Source organism: Pseudomonas sp. HN2-3, from assembly GCF_020691745.1.
In the GTDB taxonomy this organism is placed as follows: Bacteria; Pseudomonadota; Gammaproteobacteria; order Pseudomonadales; family Pseudomonadaceae; genus Aquipseudomonas; species Aquipseudomonas capeferrum.
This window is the reverse complement of record NZ_CP085704.1, coordinates 1,256,410-1,278,987: the sequence shown is the minus strand read 5'-3', so window position 1 is coordinate 1,278,987 and position 22,578 is coordinate 1,256,410. Positions and strand designations below refer to the sequence as shown.

Annotated in this window: 23 protein-coding genes; 5 read left to right on the top strand and 18 right to left on the bottom strand. The window is 62.6% G+C overall.

Annotated features, from left to right (window positions below; genetic code table 11):
• Positions 1–88 precede the first annotated feature (88 nt).
• Positions 89–508, top strand: a complete 420-nt coding sequence (locus LJX93_RS05795) for a quorum-sensing-regulated virulence factor family protein (RefSeq protein ID WP_227696830.1) — start codon at positions 89–91, stop codon at positions 506–508.
• A 9-nt stretch (positions 509–517) separates the two neighbouring features.
• On the opposite strand, the gene LJX93_RS05790 is transcribed toward LJX93_RS05795, so the two are convergent.
• Positions 518–730, bottom strand: a complete 213-nt coding sequence (locus tag LJX93_RS05790; RefSeq protein ID WP_033700845.1) for a hypothetical protein — start codon at positions 728–730, stop codon at positions 518–520.
• 304 nt (positions 731–1,034) lie between these two features.
• Here LJX93_RS05790 and LJX93_RS05785 point away from each other — a divergent pair, with 304 nt between their 5' ends.
• Entirely contained in the window at positions 1,035–2,153 is a 1,119-nt protein-coding gene (locus LJX93_RS05785; protein WP_033700846.1) for an LOG family protein, read from the top strand.
• A 175-nt stretch (positions 2,154–2,328) separates the two neighbouring features.
• Here the strand turns inward: LJX93_RS05785 and recX are convergent, their stop codons facing one another.
• The 4 genes from recX to LJX93_RS05765 form a co-directional block, all read right to left on the bottom strand.
• The gene (recX, locus tag LJX93_RS05780) at positions 2,329–2,799 is read right to left on the bottom strand and encodes a recombination regulator RecX (RefSeq protein ID WP_227696828.1); all 471 of its coding nucleotides are present in this window, start codon (positions 2,797–2,799) and stop codon (positions 2,329–2,331) included.
• Positions 2,800–2,821: 22 nt separating this feature from the next.
• Positions 2,822–3,889 carry a recombinase RecA gene (gene recA / locus LJX93_RS05775; protein WP_033700849.1) on the bottom strand — a complete coding sequence of 356 codons (1,068 nt, stop codon included), beginning with the start codon at positions 3,887–3,889 and terminating at the stop codon, positions 2,822–2,824.
• Positions 3,890–3,992: 103 nt separating this feature from the next.
• The gene (locus LJX93_RS05770; protein ID WP_033700850.1) at positions 3,993–4,475 is read right to left on the bottom strand and encodes a CinA family protein; all 483 of its coding nucleotides are present in this window, start codon (positions 4,473–4,475) and stop codon (positions 3,993–3,995) included.
• Positions 4,476–4,529: 54 nt separating this feature from the next.
• Entirely contained in the window at positions 4,530–5,597 is a 1,068-nt protein-coding gene (locus LJX93_RS05765) for a hypothetical protein (RefSeq protein ID WP_033700851.1), read from the bottom strand.
• A 182-nt stretch (positions 5,598–5,779) separates the two neighbouring features.
• Between LJX93_RS05765 and mutS the strand changes: the two genes are divergently transcribed.
• Positions 5,780–8,353, top strand: a complete 2,574-nt coding sequence (gene mutS, locus LJX93_RS05760) for a DNA mismatch repair protein MutS (RefSeq protein ID WP_033700852.1) — start codon at positions 5,780–5,782, stop codon at positions 8,351–8,353.
• A 140-nt stretch (positions 8,354–8,493) separates the two neighbouring features.
• The gene (fdxA, locus tag LJX93_RS05755; RefSeq protein WP_027595821.1) at positions 8,494–8,817 is read left to right on the top strand and encodes a ferredoxin FdxA; all 324 of its coding nucleotides are present in this window, start codon (positions 8,494–8,496) and stop codon (positions 8,815–8,817) included.
• 501 nt (positions 8,818–9,318) lie between these two features.
• On the opposite strand, the gene rpoS is transcribed toward fdxA, so the two are convergent.
• The 8 genes from rpoS to LJX93_RS05715 form a co-directional block, all read right to left on the bottom strand.
• Complete coding sequence (rpoS, locus tag LJX93_RS05750) at positions 9,319–10,326, bottom strand: RNA polymerase sigma factor RpoS (protein WP_033700853.1); 1,008 nt, start codon at positions 10,324–10,326, stop codon at positions 9,319–9,321.
• Between the two features lie 108 nt (positions 10,327–10,434).
• Positions 10,435–11,292 (bottom strand): peptidoglycan DD-metalloendopeptidase family protein, encoded by an 858-nt coding sequence (locus LJX93_RS05745; protein ID WP_047581647.1) that lies wholly within the window; start codon positions 11,290–11,292, stop codon positions 10,435–10,437.
• 193 nt (positions 11,293–11,485) lie between these two features.
• Positions 11,486–12,124, bottom strand: coding sequence for a protein-L-isoaspartate(D-aspartate) O-methyltransferase (locus LJX93_RS05740; RefSeq protein ID WP_162181156.1), 639 nt, complete (start codon positions 12,122–12,124; stop codon positions 11,486–11,488).
• 35 nt (positions 12,125–12,159) lie between these two features.
• Positions 12,160–12,909, bottom strand: coding sequence for a 5'/3'-nucleotidase SurE (surE, locus tag LJX93_RS05735; protein ID WP_033700856.1), 750 nt, complete (start codon positions 12,907–12,909; stop codon positions 12,160–12,162).
• Positions 12,897–13,955 (bottom strand): tRNA pseudouridine(13) synthase TruD, encoded by a 1,059-nt coding sequence (gene truD / locus LJX93_RS05730; protein ID WP_033700857.1) that lies wholly within the window; start codon positions 13,953–13,955, stop codon positions 12,897–12,899. Before truD ends, surE begins: the two co-directional genes overlap by 13 nt.
• Positions 13,952–14,425 carry a 2-C-methyl-D-erythritol 2,4-cyclodiphosphate synthase gene (ispF, locus tag LJX93_RS05725; RefSeq protein ID WP_033700858.1) on the bottom strand — a complete coding sequence of 158 codons (474 nt, stop codon included), beginning with the start codon at positions 14,423–14,425 and terminating at the stop codon, positions 13,952–13,954. Before ispF ends, truD begins: the two co-directional genes overlap by 4 nt.
• Positions 14,426–14,489: 64 nt before the next feature.
• On the bottom strand, positions 14,490–15,344 hold the full coding sequence (fghA, locus tag LJX93_RS05720) for an S-formylglutathione hydrolase (protein ID WP_227696827.1): 855 nt from the start codon (positions 15,342–15,344) through the stop codon (positions 14,490–14,492).
• A gap of 8 nt (positions 15,345–15,352) precedes the next feature.
• The gene (locus LJX93_RS05715; protein WP_227696826.1) at positions 15,353–16,465 is read right to left on the bottom strand and encodes an S-(hydroxymethyl)glutathione dehydrogenase/class III alcohol dehydrogenase; all 1,113 of its coding nucleotides are present in this window, start codon (positions 16,463–16,465) and stop codon (positions 15,353–15,355) included.
• 107 nt (positions 16,466–16,572) lie between these two features.
• On the opposite strand from LJX93_RS05715, the gene LJX93_RS05710 reads away from it, so the two are divergent.
• Positions 16,573–17,469, top strand: coding sequence for a LysR substrate-binding domain-containing protein (locus LJX93_RS05710; protein WP_047581641.1), 897 nt, complete (start codon positions 16,573–16,575; stop codon positions 17,467–17,469).
• Between the two features lie 2 nt (positions 17,470–17,471).
• Here LJX93_RS05710 and ispD read toward each other — a convergent pair whose 3' ends face one another.
• The 5 genes from ispD to LJX93_RS05685 form a co-directional block, all read right to left on the bottom strand.
• Positions 17,472–18,179 carry a 2-C-methyl-D-erythritol 4-phosphate cytidylyltransferase gene (gene ispD / locus LJX93_RS05705; protein WP_047581638.1) on the bottom strand — a complete coding sequence of 236 codons (708 nt, stop codon included), beginning with the start codon at positions 18,177–18,179 and terminating at the stop codon, positions 17,472–17,474.
• Positions 18,176–18,457, bottom strand: coding sequence for a cell division protein FtsB (gene ftsB / locus LJX93_RS05700; RefSeq protein WP_004375443.1), 282 nt, complete (start codon positions 18,455–18,457; stop codon positions 18,176–18,178). The genes ispD and ftsB overlap by 4 nt, the downstream gene beginning before the upstream one ends.
• Before the next feature lie 169 nt (positions 18,458–18,626).
• Positions 18,627–19,916 (bottom strand): phosphopyruvate hydratase, encoded by a 1,290-nt coding sequence (gene eno, locus LJX93_RS05695; RefSeq protein WP_033700863.1) that lies wholly within the window; start codon positions 19,914–19,916, stop codon positions 18,627–18,629.
• 154 nt (positions 19,917–20,070) lie between these two features.
• The gene (gene kdsA / locus LJX93_RS05690; RefSeq protein ID WP_033700864.1) at positions 20,071–20,916 is read right to left on the bottom strand and encodes a 3-deoxy-8-phosphooctulonate synthase; all 846 of its coding nucleotides are present in this window, start codon (positions 20,914–20,916) and stop codon (positions 20,071–20,073) included.
• A 3-nt stretch (positions 20,917–20,919) separates the two neighbouring features.
• Entirely contained in the window at positions 20,920–22,548 is a 1,629-nt protein-coding gene (locus tag LJX93_RS05685) for a CTP synthase (RefSeq protein ID WP_033700866.1), read from the bottom strand.
• Between the last annotated feature and the right edge of the window lie 30 nt (positions 22,549–22,578).

Below are 22,578 nucleotides of genomic sequence, written 5' to 3'. Positions count from 1 at the left end.
GCGTACCCGACCAGCCGTCAAGCGCCCCTCAGGGAACGCCACCTGCCGGCGCATGTCAAACCGCCAGTCAATGAACCAGGAGAGATACATGCTGCGCCTTATCGTCCCGACCTTGAGCCTTTTGCTCACCCTGCCCCTGGCGGCCCAGGCGGCGTCCAAGCAGGACTACGATCTGAACAAGATGCTGCAGAAGGTCGCCAAAGAGAGCAGCGTCGGCACGCCCCGCGCCGTCAACGAAGACATCCTCGACCAAGGCTACACCGTCGAAGGCAAGGCCCTGGTCAACCACCTGAGCGTGCGCCACAGCCATGCCGAGCGCATGCAGGGCAACCCGGAACAAGTCCGCAGCCAGCTGGGAGACAGCGTTTGCCGTAACAGCGGTTACCGTAACCTGATGTCCAAGGGCGCTGTGATGGTCTATCGCTTCACGGTGTACAAGACCAACCAACCAGTCATGGACCAGGCATTCGATGCCGCCAGCTGCGTTGCGGGCAACAAAAAGAAGTAAACCGATGACCTAGACCACCCGCTGGTCATCAGGCGCGCGCCACTGCTCTTCTTCGGCATCGGCGCGCAATTCTGCCAGAAGCGCCTGTAGGTAGCGTGACTGGCACTCCAGCTCCGAAAGCCTGCGACGACACTCTGCCTCAAGGCTCAGGTGGTGCACCTGCGCCGCATTTTCCAGCTGCTGATAGAGCTGCTGGTCCACCTCGATGATCAAGCGATGCATACCGCCACCTCCTGCATCGATACGTTTCGCTTCCCCAGTTAACCAAACCCTCAGCGCCATTGGGTGCGCGCCGACCAGCGGCGGCTGCAATGACTGCGGCACGATCAGGCGCGAGGGTCTAGATTGATATCGAGTACACCCGAATCGACGAGATGGATTGATTGCTACTGCACCCTGGCCTTGAAGGCCTACTGCAACGCTCGAACTGCACACTCGAGCATCAGCAGCCAGCGACGCATGCAGTGTCGCGGCCGGGACACCCCATCGACCCGGTCAGAGGTTTTGCTGCAGAAGGAGACGTTGAATGCCTTACCAACCCAATGAGCTGTTGTTCAATCATTTCAGGGACAACAACATCGACCTGAGCAAGATCGACGAACAACTGCAACTGGTTGCACCGAACAGCCCCAACCTGCCCCTGTACCGCGACATGATGCTGACCATCCTGCGCATGGCCCACGACGACACTGATCGCTGGAGTGCCAAGATCACCCTGCAGGCGCTGCGCGAGCTGGACCACTCGTTCCGCGCCCTGGAACGCTACAAGGGCCGACGCAAGGTGACGGTATTCGGCTCGGCCCGAACGCCACTGGAACACCCGATGTACGCCCTGGCCCGCGAGCTGGGCGCCACCCTGGCCCGCTCCGACCTGATGGTCATTACTGGCGCCGGTGGTGGCATCATGGCTGCAGCCCACGAAGGGGCCGGCAGCGAACACAGCCTGGGCTTCAACATCACCCTGCCCTTCGAGCAGCATGCCAACCCCACGGTGGACGGCACCGACAAGCTGTTGCCCTTCCACTTCTTCTTCATTCGCAAGCTGTTTTTCGTCAAGGAAGCCGATGGCCTGGTCCTCTGCCCGGGCGGGTTCGGCACGCTGGATGAAGCACTCGAAGTGCTCACCCTGATCCAGACCGGCAAGAGCCCTTTGGTGCCGGTGGTGTTGCTCGACTCACCCGGTGGCAGCTTCTGGCGCGATTGCCTGGCCTTCATCAGCCGCCAGCTCGAAGAGAACCGCTACATCCTGCCCAGCGACCTCAAGCTGGTGCGCCTGGTGCACAGCGCCGATGAGGCGGTGGAGGAAATCAACCAGTTCTACAGCAACTACCACTCCAGCCGCTGGCTGAAGAACCAGTTCGTGATCCGCATGCATCACCCGCTCAGCGAGGCTGCGCTGTACGACATTCAGGAAGGTTTCGCCGATTTGCGCCTGAGTGGCAAGTACCACCAGCACGCCGACAGTGGCGCGGAGCATGAGGTAGGTAACTTCAGCCACCTGACCCGGCTGTCGTTCGCCTTCAACGGCCGCGACCAGGGCCGGCTGCGCGAACTGGTGGACTTCATCAACCTGCCGGAGAACTGGGCCAAGCCGCAGCCCATGCACACGACCCAGCGGGCCAGGGAGGCGTTGAAGGTCAATTGAACCACCCACTGCCGGGTGGGGGTAAATCGGCCTCTGCGAATATCGCGGCCTCTGTAGGAGCGGCCTTGCGTCGCGAAAGGGCTGCGCAGCGGCCCCTCTGCAACGACACAGAACCTGGGGCCGCTACGCGCCCCTTTCGCGACGCAAGGCCGCTCCTACAAGGAACCGCGAGGTTTCAGTAATCGTCGAGGTCGCGACCACTAAGCAACCGGCTGATCATCTCCATGGAGAAACCACGGTAGGCCAGAAAGCGGGTCTGCTGGCCACGGCTGCGGGGGTCATGGGGGCGCTGGCCGTCAAACTTGCGCTGCCAGACATCCATCAGCCGCTGCGCCCAGTCCACACCGCTTTCACGCAATGCCTGATCGATATCGCCACGCGCCAGGCCGCGCTGGCCAAGCTCTTCGCGTATACGCGCAGGGCCATAGCCGGAATTGGAGCGATACCGGATGAAGCTTTCGAGGTAGCGGGCTTCGCTGAGCAGCCCTTCTTCGGCGAGCCGGTCGAGCTCAGGCTCGATCAACTCATCCGAAGCGCCGCGCTGACGCAACTTGCGCGTCAGCTCGACGCGACCATGCTCACGTCGCGCGAGCAGGTCCATGGCTGTCCGCCGAATGGCGACGGGGGTGTCGAGTACGGCGGACATAATCGGCTATCTACAACCGCTATCAATAACCGGCTTCGGCATCAGCCACGTCGTCGGCCTTGGCCTCGACTGCGGCAGCCTTGCCTGCTTCGGCGGCAGCACCAGCCTTGAGCAGCTTCTCGCGGATCTGCTTCTCGATCTCGGCGCCAATGGCCGGGTTCTCAGCCAGGTACTTGGCGGCGTTGGCTTTACCTTGGCCGATCTTGTTGCCCTGGTAGGCGTACCAGGCACCGGATTTCTCCACCAGCCCCTGAGAAACACCCAGGTCGATGATCTCGCCGTTGCGGTAGATGCCCTTGCCGTAGAGGATCTGGAACTCGGCCTGACGGAACGGCGGCGAGACCTTGTTCTTGACGATCTTGACGCGGGTTTCGCTGCCGACCACTTCGTCGCCTTCCTTGACCGCGCCGGTACGGCGGATGTCCAGGCGCACGGAGGCGTAGAACTTCAGGGCGTTACCACCGGTGGTGGTTTCCGGGCTGCCGAACATCACGCCGATCTTCATACGGATCTGGTTGATGAAGATGACCAGGCAGTTGGCGTTCTTGATGTTACCGGTGATCTTGCGCAGCGCCTGCGACATCAGACGGGCCTGCAGACCCACGTGCATGTCACCCATCTCGCCTTCGATCTCGGCCTTGGGGACCAGAGCAGCCACGGAGTCGACGATGATCACGTCAACCGCGTTGGAACGCACCAGCATGTCGGTGATTTCCAGGGCCTGCTCGCCGGTGTCCGGCTGCGAAACCAGCAGGTCGTCGACGTTGACACCCAGCTTGCCGGCGTATTCCGGGTCGAGGGCGTGCTCGGCGTCGACGAAGGCGCAGGTGGCGCCGTTCTTCTGGGCTTCGGCAATGACCGACAGGGTCAGGGTGGTTTTACCCGAGGACTCCGGGCCGTAGATTTCGACGATACGGCCTTTTGGCAGGCCGCCGATACCGAGGGCGATGTCCAGGCCCAGGGAACCGGTGGAGATGGCCGGGATGCCAGTGCGCTCGTGGTCGCCCATGCGCATGACCGCGCCCTTGCCGAATTGGCGTTCGATCTGACCCAGGGCCGCAGCCAAGGCGCGTTTCTTGTTGTCGTCCATTGAAATCCTCACGTGTTCGACTTGGCCCTGATGGCCGGAATACCTGTATAAGTAGCCAGTATTATTCCACAGCGAAGCGCGCGAGCAAACCCCTGTCGTCGATTTACTCGGCACCAAGCTGTAACAAGCCGTCTAGCGCGGCGATCACCGTTTGTCGGCGCACCGCATCGCGGTCGCCGTCAAACTGGCGGCGTTCGCTGAAGACATGGCTGCCATCGGCCCAGGCCAGCCACACGGTGCCCACCGGTTTGGCCGGCGAGCCACCGTCTGGCCCAGCCACCCCGCTCACCGCCACCGCAAACCGTGCGCCGCTGGCAGCTTGCGCCCCCCGGGCCATGGCTTCGACCACTTCCTGGCTGACCGCACCCACCTGGCCGAACAGCGCCTCGGGCACCCGCAGCTGGCGGGTTTTCTGGGCATTGGAGTAGGTCACGTAGCCGGCTTCGAACCAGGCCGAACTGCCGGGAATGCGGGTGATGGCCTCGGCGATGCCGCCGCCGGTGCAGGATTCGGCGGTGGTCACCTGGGCGTTGAAGCGGCGCAGGTGTTCGCCCAGGCGGGCGGCAAGCGTGGTGATCGGGTCCATGTCAGGCTCCTTGAAGACTGGGCACTACCCTACCACCCCATGACCAGTACAGCCTCAGGAAACCTTCAGGCTGTCCCGGGCAATCGCACTGAACGCAAGCTCGTCGCGCGGCCCAAGACGAGGCAGCCCGGCTGGCCACTCCTGGGTCCAATCCAGGCCGCCCAGCTTGCGCATGTCCTCGATCGCCGAACGCCACCAGATCACCTTGCAAGCACGCTGGTAATCGTCACTGCCGATGACACTGCCATAAAGAAGCTTGCGGCCGATACCGCGCAGCTCTGGTGGCACGCGCTTGAGGCTCCACTTGACCGATAGCCGGTTGAGCCAGGACGGCACCGGGCGATGCGCCGGCACCTTCAAGGCCAGGCCAGGCATCTTGGCAGCAAAGTGTTCACCGTGACGGGCGAAGAAGATCTCGAGGATGGCGTGGATGTATTGCTTCATTGCAAAGTAGTGGCTGATCACGCCACGCGCCTGGTTGATCTGCGCCCCGTGCAACTCGAACGAGAAAGCGATCTGCTCGATGGTGTGCAACGCTTGCGCGTAGGGCGTCCATGCATCGATACGCTGGATCGCACGCTCGGCGATACCGGCGTTGTCACGGGTAAAGCCCATGACGCCGCTGTTGCACAGCTGCAGCTCGGCGGCCGGCGCAGCGCCATCACGGGCAAGCCCTGTGGTGAAGCCCCGGTAGTAGTCACTGCGTGACGCCTCGGCCCAGCTCATCTCGATTTCGTCCACCAGGTACTGCCCGACATCTACTTGGCTGAACAGCTTCTGCGGCGTTTGCAGGAAGACCGTGTCGGTATCGATGAACACCGTCTTGTCCGCCCATTGCCCGGCATAGGCAATGGCGCAGGCCTTGCGCCGATGCGTGTAGCCACCGTCCCCGGTCCAGGCGTGCAGCGTCTGCTCATCCAGCGCGATCACCTCGACGGGCCACCCTGCGAAGGCCTGCGGCTGGTCGGTCAGCACACGGATCACCGGCAGCTCGGCCGGCTTGCAGCGAGCCAGGGCTGTGAGGATGCTGAACTTGGCCTCCAGCTGATAAATCCGGCGCTCACCATAAAGGAGGTAGATCAGCTGTTGCTTTACATAAGGGACACTGCTGGACAGGTTCATCTACGTCACGGCTGGGGCAGGCAAAAAGGCCGAGCATTCTAGTGGAGTAATCGGCGAAGCTCCATCACTGCCCGCCGAACTGCGCGCACATGCCCTACCGCAGCCGCCTGCATCTGGATGAAAAAGCCTGTACCATTGCCGGTTTACCATCGCCAACCAGATCACCCGCTGTAAGGCCCTGAATGTCTGATCTCTCCGCACACACCCCGATGATGCAGCAGTACTGGAAGCTGAAGCACCAGCACCCGGACCAGCTGATGTTCTACCGCATGGGCGACTTTTACGAGATCTTCTACGAAGATGCGAAGAAAGCCGCGAAACTGCTGGATATCACGCTGACCGCGCGCGGTCAGTCGGCGGGCCAGTCCATCCCCATGTGCGGCATTCCCTTCCATTCGCTCGAAGGTTACCTGGCCAAACTGGTCAAGCTCGGCGAATCGGTGGTGATCTGCGAGCAGATTGGCGACCCTGCCACCAGCAAGGGCCCGGTGGAACGCCAGGTGGTGCGCATCATCACCCCCGGCACGGTCAGCGACGAAGCGCTGCTCGACGAGCGCCGCGACAACCTGATCGCCGCCCTGCTGGGCGATGAGCGCCTGTTTGGCCTGGCGGTGCTGGATATCACCAGTGGCAACTTCAGCGTGCAGGAGATCAAGGGCTGGGAAAACCTGCTGGCCGAGCTCGAACGCATCAACCCGGTCGAGCTGCTGATCCCCGACGACTGGCCGCGCGACCTGCCCGCCGAGAAGCGCCCCGGCGCGCGCCGCCGTGCGCCTTGGGACTTCGACCGCGACTCGGCACGCAAGGCGCTGTGCCAGCAGTTCGCAACCAAAGACCTCAAGGGCTTTGGCTGCGACAAGCTGACCCTGGCCATTGGCGCTGCCGGCTGCCTGCTGACCTACGCCAAGGAAACCCAGCGTACTGCCCTGCCGCACCTGCGCAGCCTGCGCCACGAACGCCTGGACGACACGGTGATCCTCGACGGCGCCAGCCGCCGCAACCTGGAGCTGGACATCAACCTGGCGGGCGGACGCGACAACACCCTGCAGTCGGTGATCGACCGCTGCCAAACCGCCATGGCCAGCCGCTTGCTGAGCCGCTGGCTGAACCGCCCACTGCGTGACCTCAAGGTGCTGCAGGCGCGCCAGGACTCTATCCGCTGCCTGCTCGACGGCTACCGCTTCGAAAAGCTGCAGCCGCAGCTCAAGGAAATCGGCGATATCGAGCGGATCCTCGCCCGTATCGGCCTGCGCAATGCCCGCCCACGCGACCTCGCCCGCCTGCGTGATGCCCTCGGCGCCCTGCCCGAGCTGCAGAACGCCATGGCCGAACTGGAAGCCCCGCACCTGGCGCGCCTGGCGGCCATCACCGGCACCTACCCGGAGCTGGCCAGCCTGCTGGAGCGGGCAGTGGTCGACAACCCGCCGGCGGTGATCCGTGACGGCGGCGTGCTCAAGGCCGGCTACGACAATGAGCTGGACGAGCTGCTGGCGATCAGCGAGAACGCTGGCCAGTTCCTGATCGACCTGGAAGCCCGCGAGAAGGCCCGTACCGGCCTTGCCAACCTAAAGGTCGGCTACAACCGCGTGCACGGCTACTTCATCGAACTGCCGACCAAGCAGGCCGAACAGGCCCCGGGCGACTACATTCGCCGCCAGACCCTCAAGGGCGCAGAGCGCTTCATCACGCCGGAGCTCAAGGCGTTCGAGGACAAGGCACTGTCGGCCAAGAGCCGCGCCCTGGCCCGCGAGAAGATGCTCTACGATGCCTTGCTCGAAACCCTGATCAGCCACCTGGCACCGCTGCAGGACAGCGCCGCCGCCCTGGCCGAGCTGGACGTGCTGAGCAACCTCGCCGAGCGCGCACTGAACCTCGACCTGAATTGCCCCCGCTTCGTCGACGAGCCGTGCCTGCGCATCGAACAGGGCCGGCATCCGGTGGTCGAGCAAGTGTTGACCACGCCGTTCGTGGCCAACGACCTGGGCCTGGACAATAGCACCCGCATGCTGATCATCACCGGCCCGAACATGGGCGGTAAGTCCACCTACATGCGCCAGACCGCACTGATCGTGCTGATGGCGCACATCGGAAGCTTCGTACCGGCAGCCCAGTGCGAGCTGTCGCTGGTGGACCGTATCTTCACCCGTATCGGCTCCAGTGATGACCTGGCCGGCGGGCGCTCGACCTTCATGGTCGAGATGAGTGAAACCGCCAATATTCTGCACAACGCCACCGACCGCAGCCTGGTGCTGATGGACGAAGTAGGCCGCGGCACCAGCACCTTCGACGGCCTGTCGCTGGCCTGGGCCGCCGCCGAGCGTCTGGCCCAGCTGCGCGCCTACACGCTGTTCGCCACGCACTACTTCGAACTCACGGTACTACCGGAGAGCGAACCGCTGGTGGCCAACGTGCACTTGAATGCCACCGAGCACAACGAGCGAATCGTCTTCCTGCACCACGTACTGCCAGGCCCTGCCAGCCAAAGCTATGGCCTGGCCGTGGCCCAACTGGCCGGGGTGCCCACTGCCGTGATCCAGCGTGCCCGCGAGCACCTGGGCCGCCTGGAAACGGCGAGCCTGCCGCACGAGCAGCCGCACAGCACAAAGGCCAAGGACGCGCTACACGTCCCGCATCAGAGCGATCTGTTCGCCAGCCTGCCACACCCGGCCATCGAGAAGCTGGGCAAGCTGGACCTGGACGACATGACCCCGCGCCAAGCTATCGAAATGCTATATCAACTAAAGAACCTGTTATAACGGCGCCCACTACAAGCTGGTAGAATCCGCCGCGGTTTGCTGGTGCTGCAGGTTATTAGCCTGGCCTGCAGCCACATACCCGTAAACCGCGCGGCCCTGAGAGGAAGGGCCGCCGCCGTCGCCTGAGGAGAGAACTAGAAATGACCTTCGTCGTCACCGACAACTGCATCAAATGCAAATACACCGACTGCGTGGAAGTCTGTCCGGTGGACTGCTTCTACGAAGGCCCGAACTTCCTGGTCATCCACCCGGACGAGTGCATCGACTGCGCACTGTGCGAGCCGGAATGCCCAGCGCAAGCCATCTTCTCGGAAGACGAAGTGCCATCGGGCATGGAGAACTTCATCGAGCTGAACGCCGAACTGGCGGAAATCTGGCCAAACATCACCGAGCGTAAGGACGCCCTGCCCGACGCTGAAGAGTGGGATGGCAAGACTGGCAAGATTGCAGACCTGGAGCGCTGATAGCGCCCGGAAACGAAAAAGGCCCATGCGGGCCTTTTTTCATTTTCAGCAGGCACAAAAAAGGGGCGGTTTGACCCGCCCACATTTTTTTCCGTAGTCCCTGATTGTCCCAAACATCGTCCTGATGAAATCGCTTCTTGCGATGTCCTTGGCCTTCTCCCTGAAAGCCTGTGCATGTCCGTGTGCACAGTTCGAATACTAGCGATTTCAGGGGGGCAGACAACCGCAGAACCTCACAGGATATTGCCGTGGACACATTTCCTCGCATCCAAATAAATCATGTTTTTCAATGAGTTGGGATTAAACCGGATCTGAAAACGACAATGATTTACTGATGGTTGCATAGATTGCTTACACAACAAGTAAGCAATCGCTTACACGCAATGTTACTGGGGTGGCGCATTACACAATGCCGGCTGGCAGCTACGGTGCAGCAGTGCTGTTACGCGCATACAAAAACGCCCCGAACTATCGGGGCGTCTTGTGCTTGCGAACAGCGTATTACTGGAACAACGACTCGCTGGACAGACCGTTCTTCTCGAGGATCTCGCGCAGACGCTTGAGCCCCTCTACCTGGATCTGCCGTACACGCTCACGGGTCAGGCCGATCTCCAGGCCAACATCCTCCAAGGTGCTGCTCTCGTGCCCGCGCAGACCAAAGCGACGCACTACCACCTCGCGCTGCTTGTCGGTCAGCTCTCCCAACCACTGATCGATGCTCTGCGACAGGTCGTCATCCTGCAGCAGCTCACACGGGTCGGTCGGGCGGTCATCGGTGAGGGTATCGAGCAGCGTCTTGTCCGAGTCTGGGCCAAGGGAAACGTCCACCGAAGAAACCCGCTCATTGAGCCCCAGCATGCGCTTGACCTCAGCGACAGGCTTCTCCAGCAAGGTGGCGATTTCTTCTGGCGAGGGCTCGTGGTCGAGCTTCTGGGTCAGCTCCCGCGCGGCACGCAGGTAAACGTTGAGTTCCTTGACCACATGGATCGGCAGGCGAATGGTGCGGGTCTGGTTCATGATCGCCCGCTCGATGGTCTGGCGAATCCACCAGGTCGCATAGGTCGAGAAACGGAAACCACGCTCCGGGTCGAACTTCTCGACCGCGCGGATCAGCCCCAGGTTGCCTTCCTCGATCAGGTCGAGCAACGACAGGCCGCGATTCACGTAACGACGGGCAATTTTGACAACCAGGCGCAGGTTGCTTTCGATCATGCGCTTGCGGCCGGCGGGGTCGCCTTTTTGCGACAGGCGCGCAAAATGCACTTCCTCCTCCGGCGACAGCAGAGGCGAGAAGCCGATTTCGTTGAGGTACAACTGGGTAGCATCAAGTGCCCGAGTGTAATCGATGTACTTGTGCTGCTTGAGCGAAGAGCCGGACTTGGCCCTGGTCCGAACCGAAGGTACAGCAGGTTCGTCTGACACCACATCCGTTTCCAAAACGATGCCCGTCTCCATTAGGAGGACGTCATCGTCGATGTCAAACTCCGGCGCTTCTTTATTGAGAGCCATTGTTATAGTCCTTTGCTGAGTTCGAACTCAGACTCGAGCGGCACCTGTATCCCTGGCAGCGCTGGAGCCTGTCCCCTCTACATCACAGGAACAGGCCGGGTACAACAATCAACGGCGTGGCAGGAACTGGAGTGGATCGACGGGTTTGCCCTGGCGGCGAATCTCGAAATGCAGCTTCACCCGATCAGTGCCCGTGGACCCCATTTCAGCAATCGACTGCCCAGCCTTGACCTGCTGCCCCTCCCGAACCAAAAGCCTGCGGTTGTGACCGTAGGCACTGACGTAGGTATCGCTGTGCTTGATGATGATCAGCTCGCCGTAGCCCCGCAAGCCACTCCCGGCGTAGACCACTGCACCACCAGACGCAGCAAAAACAGGCTGTCCCAAATCACCGGCGATATCAATGCCTTTATTCAAACTACCGTTTGAAGCAAATTTTCCAATCAGCACCCCGTTGGCCGGCCAGGTCCAGCCCCCTACCGCACGCTCTGCAGCCGGCACGGTTGCCACCACCGGCGCAGGGGTTGTCGGGGCCGTGGTTGCCGGCTTGGTGGTACTGGCAGGTGCGCTGCCGGCGCTGCCAACAGGCCGACGGATGACCGTGGTCTTGCTCGAGGACGACGGGCTGGACACCACCGTGGTGCTGCCCGTGGAACCGCTGCTGAATCGAATCGGCTGGCCGGGGCGAATGGTATAAGGCGCCGGGATGCCGTTACGGGCAGCCAACTCCTTGTAGTCCCAGCCGTAACGGAAGGCGATGGAGAACAGCGTATCGCCCGGCTTGACGATGTATTGCCCGGAGGTCACCGTCGGCCGCTTGGGCGCTGCATTGTTACGGTCGACCACCCGCGCACTCGTCGAGCTGGTGCTGGAGCAACCCGCCAGCAAGGTGCCCATGGCCAGTGCAAGCACCAGAAGCTTGAAACCCGCCCAATCCTTGCGCTGCCGAATGCCTGTGTGCCCCACCCGCGCTCCCCTCATGGTGCCGAATACCGAAATAACGATAAGAAATGCAATATTGTTGCAATTATAACCGAGCCCACCTGCATTAGGTGGGCGGCTGCAAAAGCCCGCTACCGGCAGCGCCATAGCGGATCACCCCGCCAGATAGACAGGGCGATGGCGCAAGAATTCGTCGCTGCCGTAAATATTCCGTGGTTCAGGCCAGCGGGCCATTGAGCAACGGCACGAAGCGCACGGCCCCGAGGACACGCCGGGAGAACCCGTGTTCCTCGCGCACGATCAGCATCAACTGCTGCGCCTCGCCTGCCGGGCCCACCGGAATCACCATGCGCCCGCCTGGCGCCAACTGGTCGAGCAGTGCTTGTGGCACTTCGGGCGCCACTGCGGTGACGATGATGCCATTGTAGGGTGCCAGCGCCTGCCAGCCCTCGCAACCATCCCCCCAGCGGAACACCACGTTACGCAGGTTCAGCTCCACCAGGCGCTCCTTGGCGCGATCCTGCAGCACCTTGATGCGCTCCACCGAGAACACCCGCTCGACCAGTTGGGCAAGTATCGCCGTCTGGTAACCCGAGCCAGTGCCGATCTCCAGCACCTTGTCCAGCGGCCCTGCTTCAAGCAGCAGCTCGCTCATGTGCGCCACCATGAACGGCTGCGAGATGGTCTGGTTGTGGCCGATAGGCAGTGCGGTGTCTTCGTAGGCGCGATGCGCCAATGCCTCGTCGACGAACAGGTGGCGCGGGGTACGGCGGATCGCGTCGAGCACCTTGGTGTTCGCCACGCCCTCTTCGCACAGGCGCTGTATCAGCCGCTCCCGGGTGCGCTGGGAGGTCATGCCGATACCCCGGCGCAGCATATCGTCCTCGCGCATCAGAGCAGGCCCTCCAGCCAACCGTCGAGCTGTTCGAAAGCATCGTTGAAGGTGCGGTCGAGTTGCAGCGGGGTGATCGATACGTAGCCTTGCATCACCGCGTGGAAGTCCGTGCCAGGGCCACCGTCCTCCGCATCACCAGCCACGGCAATCCAGTAACCTTCCTTGCCGCGCGGGTTGACCACCTTGGTCGGTGCCGCCGCCCGCGCCCGGTGACCGAGGCGGGTGAGCTGGATGCCACGGATATGCTCCAGCGGCAGGTTGGGAATGTTGACGTTGAGCACGGTACGCGGCGGCAACTGCAGGCGCGACTGCGCCTCCACCAGGCGCCGGGCGATGTAGGCTGCGGTGGGCAGGTTGTCGGGCTGGCGCGACAGCAACGAAAACGCCAGCGACGTGTTGCCCAGGAAGCGGCCTTCCAGCGCGGCGGCGACCGTGCCCGAATACAGCACGTCGTCGCCCAGGTTGGCCCCCAGGTTGATCCCCGACACCACCATGTCCGGCGTCTGCGCCAACAGCCCGTTGAGCCCCAGGTGCACGCAGTCGGTCGGCGTGCCGTTGAGGCTGATGAAGCCGTTGGCCAGGGTCTGCGGATGCAGCGGCCGGTCCAGCGTCAGCGAACTGCTGGCGCCGCTCTTGTCTTGATCCGGGGCAATTACCACGCACTCGGCGTAATCCACCAGCGCAGCATGCAGCGCGGCGAGGCCTGGTGCGGTAACACCGTCGTCGTTCGAAATCAGAATACGCATGGGCTGTCCGTCTGCCCTGCCGGCACCAGATCCACGACTTCGCGCACTACTACGGTGGCGAAGCATCCGGCCGGAAGGACGAATTCCAGTTGCAGGATATCAGGCTCCGGATAATGCCACGTCAGGCCGCCAATAGGGAGCCGCAGAATGCGCCGTTCGTGATCCATGCCCGCTTGGGCCAGCCAATGGCAAAGTGCCGGCTGCCGTGCCGCAATTGCCGCTTCCAACTCGCCAGTGGCACCCCCGGCGGGCGTTTCGCCCTCGCCCCACAACGCACCGGTGGGATGCAGATCGAGAATATCCAGCCGCGGATCTGAACATTCCTGCTCTGTAGCAGGAAAGAAACTACGGCTAGTGGTGAATGCCAGGAGGTCACCGACCTGCGCACGTGCCCAGCTACCGTCGGCAACACGGGCGGCGAGGATCTGGTTGAACAGGTAGCTGCGCCCCGCCGAGAGCAGGCGCGAACGCACGTTGCGCTGCTCGGGCAGGGCTTTGCGTGCGGCCCAGTCGAGCGCGTCGTGGACATTGCCACCAGCATGGCCGAAGCGCTGGCTGCCGAAGTAGTTCGGCACACCGTGCTGCTTGAGCGCTTCCAGGCGCGCGTCCAGCGCCTGATGATCGGCGGCAAGGCCGGTCAGGCGGAGGGTGAAGCCGTTGGCCGAATGCGCGCCACGCTGCAGCTTGCGCTGGTGGCGTACCTGTTTGAGCACGCGCAGGCTGGCATCCTCGGCACGCGACAGGTCGGGGTCGGCCTTGCCGGGCAGGTGCAGGCTGAACCACTGGCGGGTCAGGGCCTGGCGGTCCTTGAGCCCGGCATAGCTGATCGAACGGGCCGGCACGCCAGCGGCGCGAGCCAGTCGGCGGGCGGCTTCTTCGGTGTTGAGGTCGCGTTTTTCAACCCACAGCCACAGGTGCTCACCTTGGCCGGACAACGGAATGTCCAGCACCTCGTCGACCTGGAAGTCTTCAGCCACGGCCTTGAGTACCGCAGTCCCCAGGGGTTCGCCCGATGCGCGCGGGCCCAGCAGTTCCAGTTCGGTCATGCTGGCAGCAGCAGGGCCACCGCGTGCACGGCGATACCCTCCTCACGGCCGGTGAACCCCAGCTTCTCGGTGGTGGTGGCCTTGACGTTGACTTGGTCGAGTTCCACCTGCAGGTCCTCGGCGATCAACTGGCGCATGGTCTCGATGTGCGGCGCCATTTTCGGTGCCTGGGCGACGATGGTGGCGTCGACGTTGCCCACCTTCCAGCCCTTGCCCTGGACGATGCCGACCACATGGCGCAACAACGCACGGCTGTCGGCGCCCTTGAACTGTGGGTCGGTATCGGGGAAGTGCTTGCCAATGTCACCCAACGCAGCGGCACCGAGCAAGGCATCGCTGAGGGCGTGCAGCAGCACGTCACCGTCGGAGTGGGCCAGAAGGCCATGTTTGTGGGGGATACGGACCCCGCCCAGGGTAATGAAATCACCGTCACAGAAACGGTGCACATCGTAGCCATGGCCAATACGCATAGAAAAACGCCCTGATTGAGTCAGGGCGTGATTCTACCTGCTTTGTGCCGTATTGGGGCTGCGCTTATACCCGCCCCAGTGCCGCCGCGTGATGGCGCAAGTGCGTGTCGATGAAGCTGGCGATGAAGTAGTAGCTGTGGTCATAGCCAGGCTGCAGACGCAGGGTCAGCTCATGCCCACCTTTGCGCGCCGCTTGCTCCAGCGCCTCGGGCTTGAGCTGCTTCTCGAGGAAGTCGTCACGGTCGCCCTGATCCACCAGCAACGGTGGGCAGCTGCCTGCAGGCGTTTCCGCCAGCAGCACACTGGCATCCCACTCGCGCCAGCGTGCACGATCGTCACCCAGGAAGCGGCTGAAGGCCTTTTCGCCCCACGGGCAATCCATCGGGTTGCTGATCGGCGAAAACGCCGATACCGAGCGGTAGCGCCCCGGGTTGCGCAAGGCACACACCAATGCGCCATGCCCCCCCATCGAGTGGCCACTGATGCTGCGCTGGTCGGACGCCGGGAAGTGCGCCTCGATCAGGGCTGGCAGCTCCTCCACCACGTAGTCATGCATGCGGTAATGCTGCGCCCAGGGTTGCTGGGTGGCATTGAGGTAGAAGCCGGCCCCCAGGCCAAAGTCCCACGCGCCGTCGGGGTCGCCGGGCACCTGCTCGCCGCGCGGGCTGGTGTCGGGTGCGACGATGATCAGCCCAAGCTCTGCAGCCAGGCGCTGGGCGCCGGCCTTCTGCATGAAGTTCTCGTCGGTGCAGGTCAGGCCGCTGAGCCAGTACAGCACCGGCAGCTTCGCGCTCTGTTCGGCCTGTGGCGGCAGGTACACGGCAAACACCATGTCGCAGCCGAGCACCTTGGAGTGATGACGGTACCGCTTGTGCCAGCCGCCGAAGCTCTTCTGGCAAGAGATGTTGTCCAGGCTCATGGCAGACCTCAGAAGTGGATCACGCTACGGATGCTCTTGCCTTCATGCATCAGGTCGAAGGCCTTGTTGATGTCTTCCAGGCCCATGGTGTGGGTGATGAACGTATCCAGCGGGATCTCGCCCTTCTCGGCCATGTCGACGTAGCTTGGCAGCTCGCTGCGCCCGCGCACGCCACCGAACGCCGAACCGCGCCAGACGCGACCGGTCACCAGTTGGAACGGACGGGTGGCGATTTCCTGGCCGGCACCGGCAACACCGATAATGACCGACTCGCCCCAGCCCTTGTGGCAGCACTCCAGGGCCGCGCGCATCAGTTGCACATTACCGATGCACTCGAAGGAGAAGTCCACGCCGCCGTCGGTGAGGTCGACGATCACTTCCTGGATCGGGCGGTCGTACTCTTTCGGGTTGATGCAGTCGGTGGCACCCAACTGGCGGGCGATTTCGAACTTGGCCGGGTTGATGTCGATGGCGATGATGCGCGAGGCCTTGGCCTTGACTGCGCCAATGATCGCCGACAGGCCGATGCCGCCAAGGCCGAAGATGGCCACGGTATCACCGGGCTTGACCTTGGCGGTGTTGAGCACGGCACCGATACCGGTGGTGACGCCGCAACCGAGCAGGCAGACCTTCGCCAGCGGGGCTTCCTTCTGGATCTTGGCCACGGAAATTTCCGGCAGCACGGTGTACTCGGAGAAGGTCGACGTGCCCATGTAGTGGAACAGCTGCTGGCCTTTGTAGGAGAAGCGCGTGGTGCCGTCAGGCATCAGGCCCTTGCCCTGGGTGGCGCGAATGGCTTGGCACAGGTTGGTCTTGCCCGAACGGCAGAATTTGCACTGGCCGCACTCCGGGGTGTAGAGCGGAATGACATGATCGCCCACGGCCACCGAGGTCACGCCCTCGCCCACCGCCTCGACGATCGCGCCACCTTCGTGGCCAAGGATCGAGGGGAAGATCCCTTCAGGGTCAGCACCGGACAGGGTGTAGGCGTCGGTGTGGCAGACACCGCTGGCAACCACGCGCAGCAGCACTTCGCCAGCCTTGGGCATGGCCACGTCCACTTCGACGATTTCCAGGGGTTTCTTGGCTTCGAAGGCTACGGCAGCACGGGACTTGATCATCAAAGGTCTCCAGACAGAAGGTCAGTTCAGTCTCGCAGTGTAATTCATGCTTTTTTGATGAATAATCCAGGCAAAGACAAAACATTATTGCCATGCAGGGATAATCAATGAGCAGCCGCTGGGAAGGCATCGACGAATTCGTTGCGGTGGCCGAGTCTGGCCAGTTCACCGCCGCAGCTGAGCGACTGGGTGTGTCGTCCTCGCATATCAGCCGTCAGATCGCGCGGCTGGAGGAGCGCCTGCAGACGCGCCTGCTGTACCGCAGCACCCGACGCGTCACCTTGAGCGAAGCCGGGCAGACGTTCCTGCAGCACTGCCAACGCCTGCAGGATGGCCGTGATGAAGCCCTGCGCGCGATGGGCGACCTGGCCAGCGAACCCAAGGGCTTGCTGCGCATGACCTGTGCAGTGGCCTATGGCGAGCGTTTCATCGTGCCACTGGTGACGCGCTTCATGGCGCAGTACCCGCAACTGCGGGTTGACGTGGAACTGAGCAACCGCACGCTGGACCTGCTGCATGAAGGCATGGACCTGGCCATTCGCCTCGGCCGGCTGGCCGACTCCAGGCTGGTTGCCGCCCGCCTGGCACCGCGGCGCATGTTCCTGTGTGCCTCGCCGGCTTATCTGGAGCGCTACGGTCGGCCGCACAGCCTGTCGGAACTGGCCCGGCACAACTGCCTGATTGGCAGTTCGGACCTGTGGGCGCTGCTGCAGGACGGCCGCGAGATCAGCCAGCGGGTGCAGGGCAACTGGCGCTGCAACAGCGGGCAAGCCGTGCTGGACGCGGCTTTGCTGGGGATGGGCCTGTGCCAGTTGCCGGACTATTACGTGCTGGAGCACCTCAACAGTGGTGCGCTGGTATCCCTGCTGGAGGCGCATCAGCCACCGAATACGGCAGTGTGGGCGCTGTACCCACAGCAACGGCATCTGTCGCCGAAGGTTCGGCGATTGGTGGATTACCTGAAAGAAGGGCTGGCGGGGTTGCCGGAGTACCGACTGGGCTGACTTCAGCGCCGCCCAGCCCAGCGCTGGCGCAACCACTCCAAATCTTCCGGCCGGGTCACCTTGATGTTGTCGCTGCGGCCCTCTATCAGCCGCGGCGCCTGGCCGGACCATTCGATGGCTGACGCCTCGTCAGTGACCACCACATCGGAAACCAGGCACTCGGCCAGCGCTCGGTGCAAGGCGCCGAGGCGGAACATCTGCGGTGTATAGGCCTGCCAGATGGTGCTGCGGTCTACGGTGGCCGTGACCCGGCCCGTAGCATCGGCACGCTTCAATGTATCGCGCGCCGGTACTGCCAACAGGCCGCCAACAGGGTCATTGGCCAACGCTGACAACAGTTTGTCCAGGTCGGTACGCGCAAGGTTCGGCCGCGCAGCATCGTGCACCAGCACCCAGTCGTTGTCCGAAGCCCCTTGCGCATGCAGCAGCAGCAAGGCGTTGAGCACCGAGTCGGCGCGCTCGCGGCCACCCGCCGCGCGCTGGATGCGCGGATCGCTGGCGCAGCGCAGGCCTGGCCAGTACGGGTCATCTTCGGCAATGCTGACTACTACGCCCTTGAGCGTGGGGTGGCCAAGAAAACAGTCGAGGCTGTGCTCGAGAATAGTCTGCCCGGCCAGCTCCAGGTACTGCTTGGGGCGGTCGGCAGCCATGCGGGCACCAACGCCCGCAGCAGGAATCACGGCCCAGAAGGCCGGTAATGTATCAGTCATTTTTGCGGCAACTGGAAGAGGGTTTCGCCCTCTTTGACCATCCCCAATTCATGACGAGCCCGTTCTTCCACGGTCTCCATACCTTTCTTCAACTCCAGGACTTCTGCGTCAAGCACGCGGTTACGTTCAAGCAGACGCTCGTTTTCGGCATGCTGCTCGGCGATCTGCTGCTTGAGCTCGGTCACTTGCGCCAGGCTGCCGTTGCCCACCCAAAGGCGGTACTGCAGGCCACCCAACAGCAGAAGCAGAACGAGGAACAACCAATAGGGACTGCGCATCAAGGTATCCAGGTTAAAAAGACCGCCGCGTACTGTTCACTTCGGGGCCTCGAATAGCACGAAGCCTGGCCGAGGCCAGGCTTCGTCGACAGAAACCCGTTGGAAGTGTAGGAACATTCAGTACGAATGTTCCTACAGCTCCGGCTGCTGTCTTTTTACCATCTCTTGCTTAACCGCGAAACTCGGTACGACCACGGTAAACCGCCTTGGCACCCAGTTGCTCTTCGATGCGCAGCAGTTGGTTGTACTTCGAAACGCGGTCGGAACGGCACAGCGAACCGGTCTTGATCTGGCCAGCAGCAGTACCCACGGCCAGGTCGGCGATGGTCGAGTCTTCGGTTTCACCGGAACGGTGCGAGATCACCGCGGTGTAGCCGGCAGCCTTGGCCATCTGGATGGCTTCCAGGGTTTCGGTCAGCGAACCGATCTGGTTGAACTTGATCAGGATCGAGTTACCGATGCCCTTTTCGATGCCTTCCTTGAGGATCTTGGTGTTGGTCACGAACAGGTCGTCACCGACCAGTTGCACCTTCTCGCCGATCTTGTCGGTGAGGATCTTCCAGCCAGCCCAGTCGGACTCGTCCAGGCCGTCTTCGATCGAGATGATCGGGAAGCGCTCGGTCAGGCCTTTCAGGTAGTCGGCAAAGCCTTCGGCGTCGAACGACTTGCCTTCGCCGGACAGGTTGTACTTGCCGTCTTCGTAGAATTCGGAAGCCGCGCAGTCCAGGGCCAGGGTCACGTCGGTGCCCAGCTTGTAGCCTGCTTTTTCCACGGCTTCAGCGATGGCGGCCAGGGCGTCTTCGTTGGAAGCCAGGTTCGGCGCGAAGCCGCCTTCGTCACCAACGGCAGTGTTCAGGCCGCGAGCCTTCAGTACCGCCTTGAGGTGATGGAAGATTTCGGTGCCCATGCGCAGGCCGTCGGAGAAGGTCTTGGCGCCAACCGGCTGCACCATGAACTCCTGGATATCGACGTTGTTGTCGGCGTGCTCGCCGCCATTGATGATGTTCATCATCGGAACCGGCATCGAGTACTGGCCCGGGGTGCCGTTCAGGTTGGCGATGTGCGCGTACAGCGGCAGGTCCTGGTCCTGGGCAGCGGCCTTGGCGGCAGCCAGGGAAACAGCCAAGATGGCGTTGGCGCCCAGCTTGGCTTTGTTCTCGGTACCGTCCAGGTCGATCATGGCGCGGTCCAGAGCCTTCTGGTCGGAAGGGTCCTTGCCCAGCAGCAGGTCGCGGATCGGGCCGTTGATGTTGGCGACGGCCTTCAGCACGCCCTTGCCCAGGTAACGGCTCTTGTCGCCATCACGCAGCTCCAGCGCTTCGCGCGAGCCGGTGGAAGCACCGGACGGCGCGCAAGCGCTACCGATGATGCCGTTGTCGAGCAGTACATCGGCTTCCACGGTGGGGTTGCCACGCGAATCGAGAACTTCACGACCTTTGATGTCGACGATTTTTGCCATTGTTGTAAGCACTCCAGAATTGACGAAAACAACGCAGCTTAGGAAATCCTTGCACTTCACCAGGCGGGGTATGCAGCAGGCAGGCCTGATAAAAGCACTCCCTGACCAAACGGTCAGGGAGAGAACGGGCGGTACTTTACCCGAGAAATGAGCTTTACGCGGTTTCTACCGTCGGAAAACTTTTCACCAGGTCGTCCAATTGCTTGAGCTGGGCCAGGAACGGCTCCAGCTTGTCCAGGCGCAGGGCGCATGGACCATCGCACTTGGCGTTGTCCGGATCGGGGTGGGCCTCGAGGAACAGACCAGCCAGGCCCTGGCTCATGCCGGCCTTGGCCAGGTCGGTGACCTGGGCGCGGCGGCCACCGGCAGAGTCCGAGCGGCCGCCCGGCATTTGCAGGGCGTGGGTCACATCGAAGAATACCGGGTACTCGAACTGCTTCATGACACCGAAGCCGAGCATGTCCACTACCAGGTTGTTGTAGCCGAAGCTCGAACCCCGCTCGCAGAGGATCAACTGATCGTTACCGGCCTCTTCGCACTTGGCCAGGATGTGTTTCATCTCCTGGGGTGCGAGAAACTGGGCCTTCTTGATGTTGATCACCGCGCCGGTCTTGGCCATGGCCACCACCAGGTCGGTTTGGCGCGACAGGAAGGCCGGCAACTGGATGATGTCGCAGACCTTGGCCACCGGCTCGGCCTGGTAGGGCTCGTGCACGTCGGTGATTACCGGCACGTTGAAGGTGCGTTTGATCTCTTCGAAGATCTTCAGCCCCTCTTCCATGCCCGGGCCACGGTAGGACGCCACAGACGAACGGTTGGCCTTGTCGAAGCTGGCCTTGAACACGTACGGAATACCGAGCTTCTCGGTCACCCGTACGTACTCTTCGCAGACCTTCAGGGCCAGGTCACGGGACTCCAGAACGTTCATGCCGCCGAACAGGACGAACGGCTTGTCGTTGGCGATCTCGATGTTACCGACGCGAATGATCTTCTGGGTCATTGATCAGGCCTTGTTCTTCTGAGCCAGGGCTGCCTTGACGAAGCCACTGAACAGCGGGTGGCCGTCACGCGGGGTCGAGGTGAACTCCGGGTGGAACTGGCAGGCGACGAACCATGGGTGGTCCTTGGACTCGACCACTTCCACCAGCGCGCCGTCTTCGGAACGACCGGAGACCACCAGGCCAGCGTCGAGCAGCTGTGGCAGCAGGTTGTTGTTCACTTCGTAGCGGTGACGGTGACGCTCGGTAATCACGTCCTTGCCGTAGCAGTCGTGAACCTTGGAACCCGAGACGATCTGGCAATCCTGTGCGCCCAGGCGCATGGTGCCGCCCAGGTCGGACGCTTCGGTGCGGGTCTCGACGGCACCGGTGGCATCGGCCCACTCGGTGATCAGGCCGACGACCGGGTGGCCGCTGTTGCGGTCGAACTCGGTGGAGTTGGCGTCTTTCCAGCCCATCACGTTACGGGCGAACTCGATCACGGCAACCTGCATGCCCAGGCAGATACCCAGGTACGGCACCTTGTTCTCACGGGCGTATTGCACCGCAGTGATCTTGCCTTCGACGCCGCGCAGGCCGAAACCGCCCGGTACCAGGATGGCATCGGCGCCTTCGAGCAGGCTGGTGCCCTGGTTCTCGATGTCTTCGGAGTCGATGTAGCGCAGGTTGACCTTGGTGCGGTTGGTGATGCCGGCGTGGCTCATCGCTTCGATCAGCGACTTGTACGCATCCAGCAGCTCCATGTACTTGCCGACCATGGCGATGGTCACTTCGTGCTCTGGGTTGAGCTTGGCGTCGACCACTTTGTCCCACTCGGACAGGTCGGCGCTGTTGCACTGCAGGCCGAAGCGCTCGGTGACGAAATCATCCAGGCCCTGAGCATGCAGGATGCCTGGGATCTTGTAGATGGTATCGGCGTCTTCCAGCGCAATCACCGCACGCTCTTCAACGTTGGTGAACTGGGCGATCTTGCGACGCGACGAGCTGTCGATCGGGTGATCGGAGCGGCATACCAGCACGTCAGGCTGCAGGCCGATGGAGCGCAGCTCCTTGACCGAGTGCTGGGTAGGCTTGGTCTTGGTCTCGCCAGCAGTGGCGATGTACGGAACCAGCGTCAGGTGCATCAGCATCGCGCGCTTGGCGCCGACTTCGAAACGCAACTGGCGGATGGCCTCGAGGAACGGCTGCGACTCGATGTCGCCGACGGTACCGCCGATTTCCACCAGGGCCACGTCGGCATCGCCGGCACCCTTGATGATGCGACGCTTGATCTCGTCAGTGATGTGCGGGATGACCTGGATGGTCGCGCCCAGGTAGTCACCACGACGCTCTTTGCGCAGCACGTGCTCGTAGATGCGGCCAGTGGTGAAGTTGTTGTTCTGGGTCATGGTCGTGCGGATGAACCGCTCGTAGTGGCCCAGGTCAAGGTCAGTCTCGGCGCCATCATGGGTGACGAAGACTTCACCGTGCTGGAACGGACTCATGGTGCCAGGATCGACGTTGATGTACGGATCCAGCTTGAGCATGGTGACCTTGAGCCCCCGCGCTTCCAGGATGGCCGCCAGGGAAGCCGAGGCAATGCCTTTCCCCAATGAAGAAACAACACCGCCCGTGACGAATATGTAGCGCGTCATGAAAAACCCTAGAAGTCTGCGTTAAGGCGG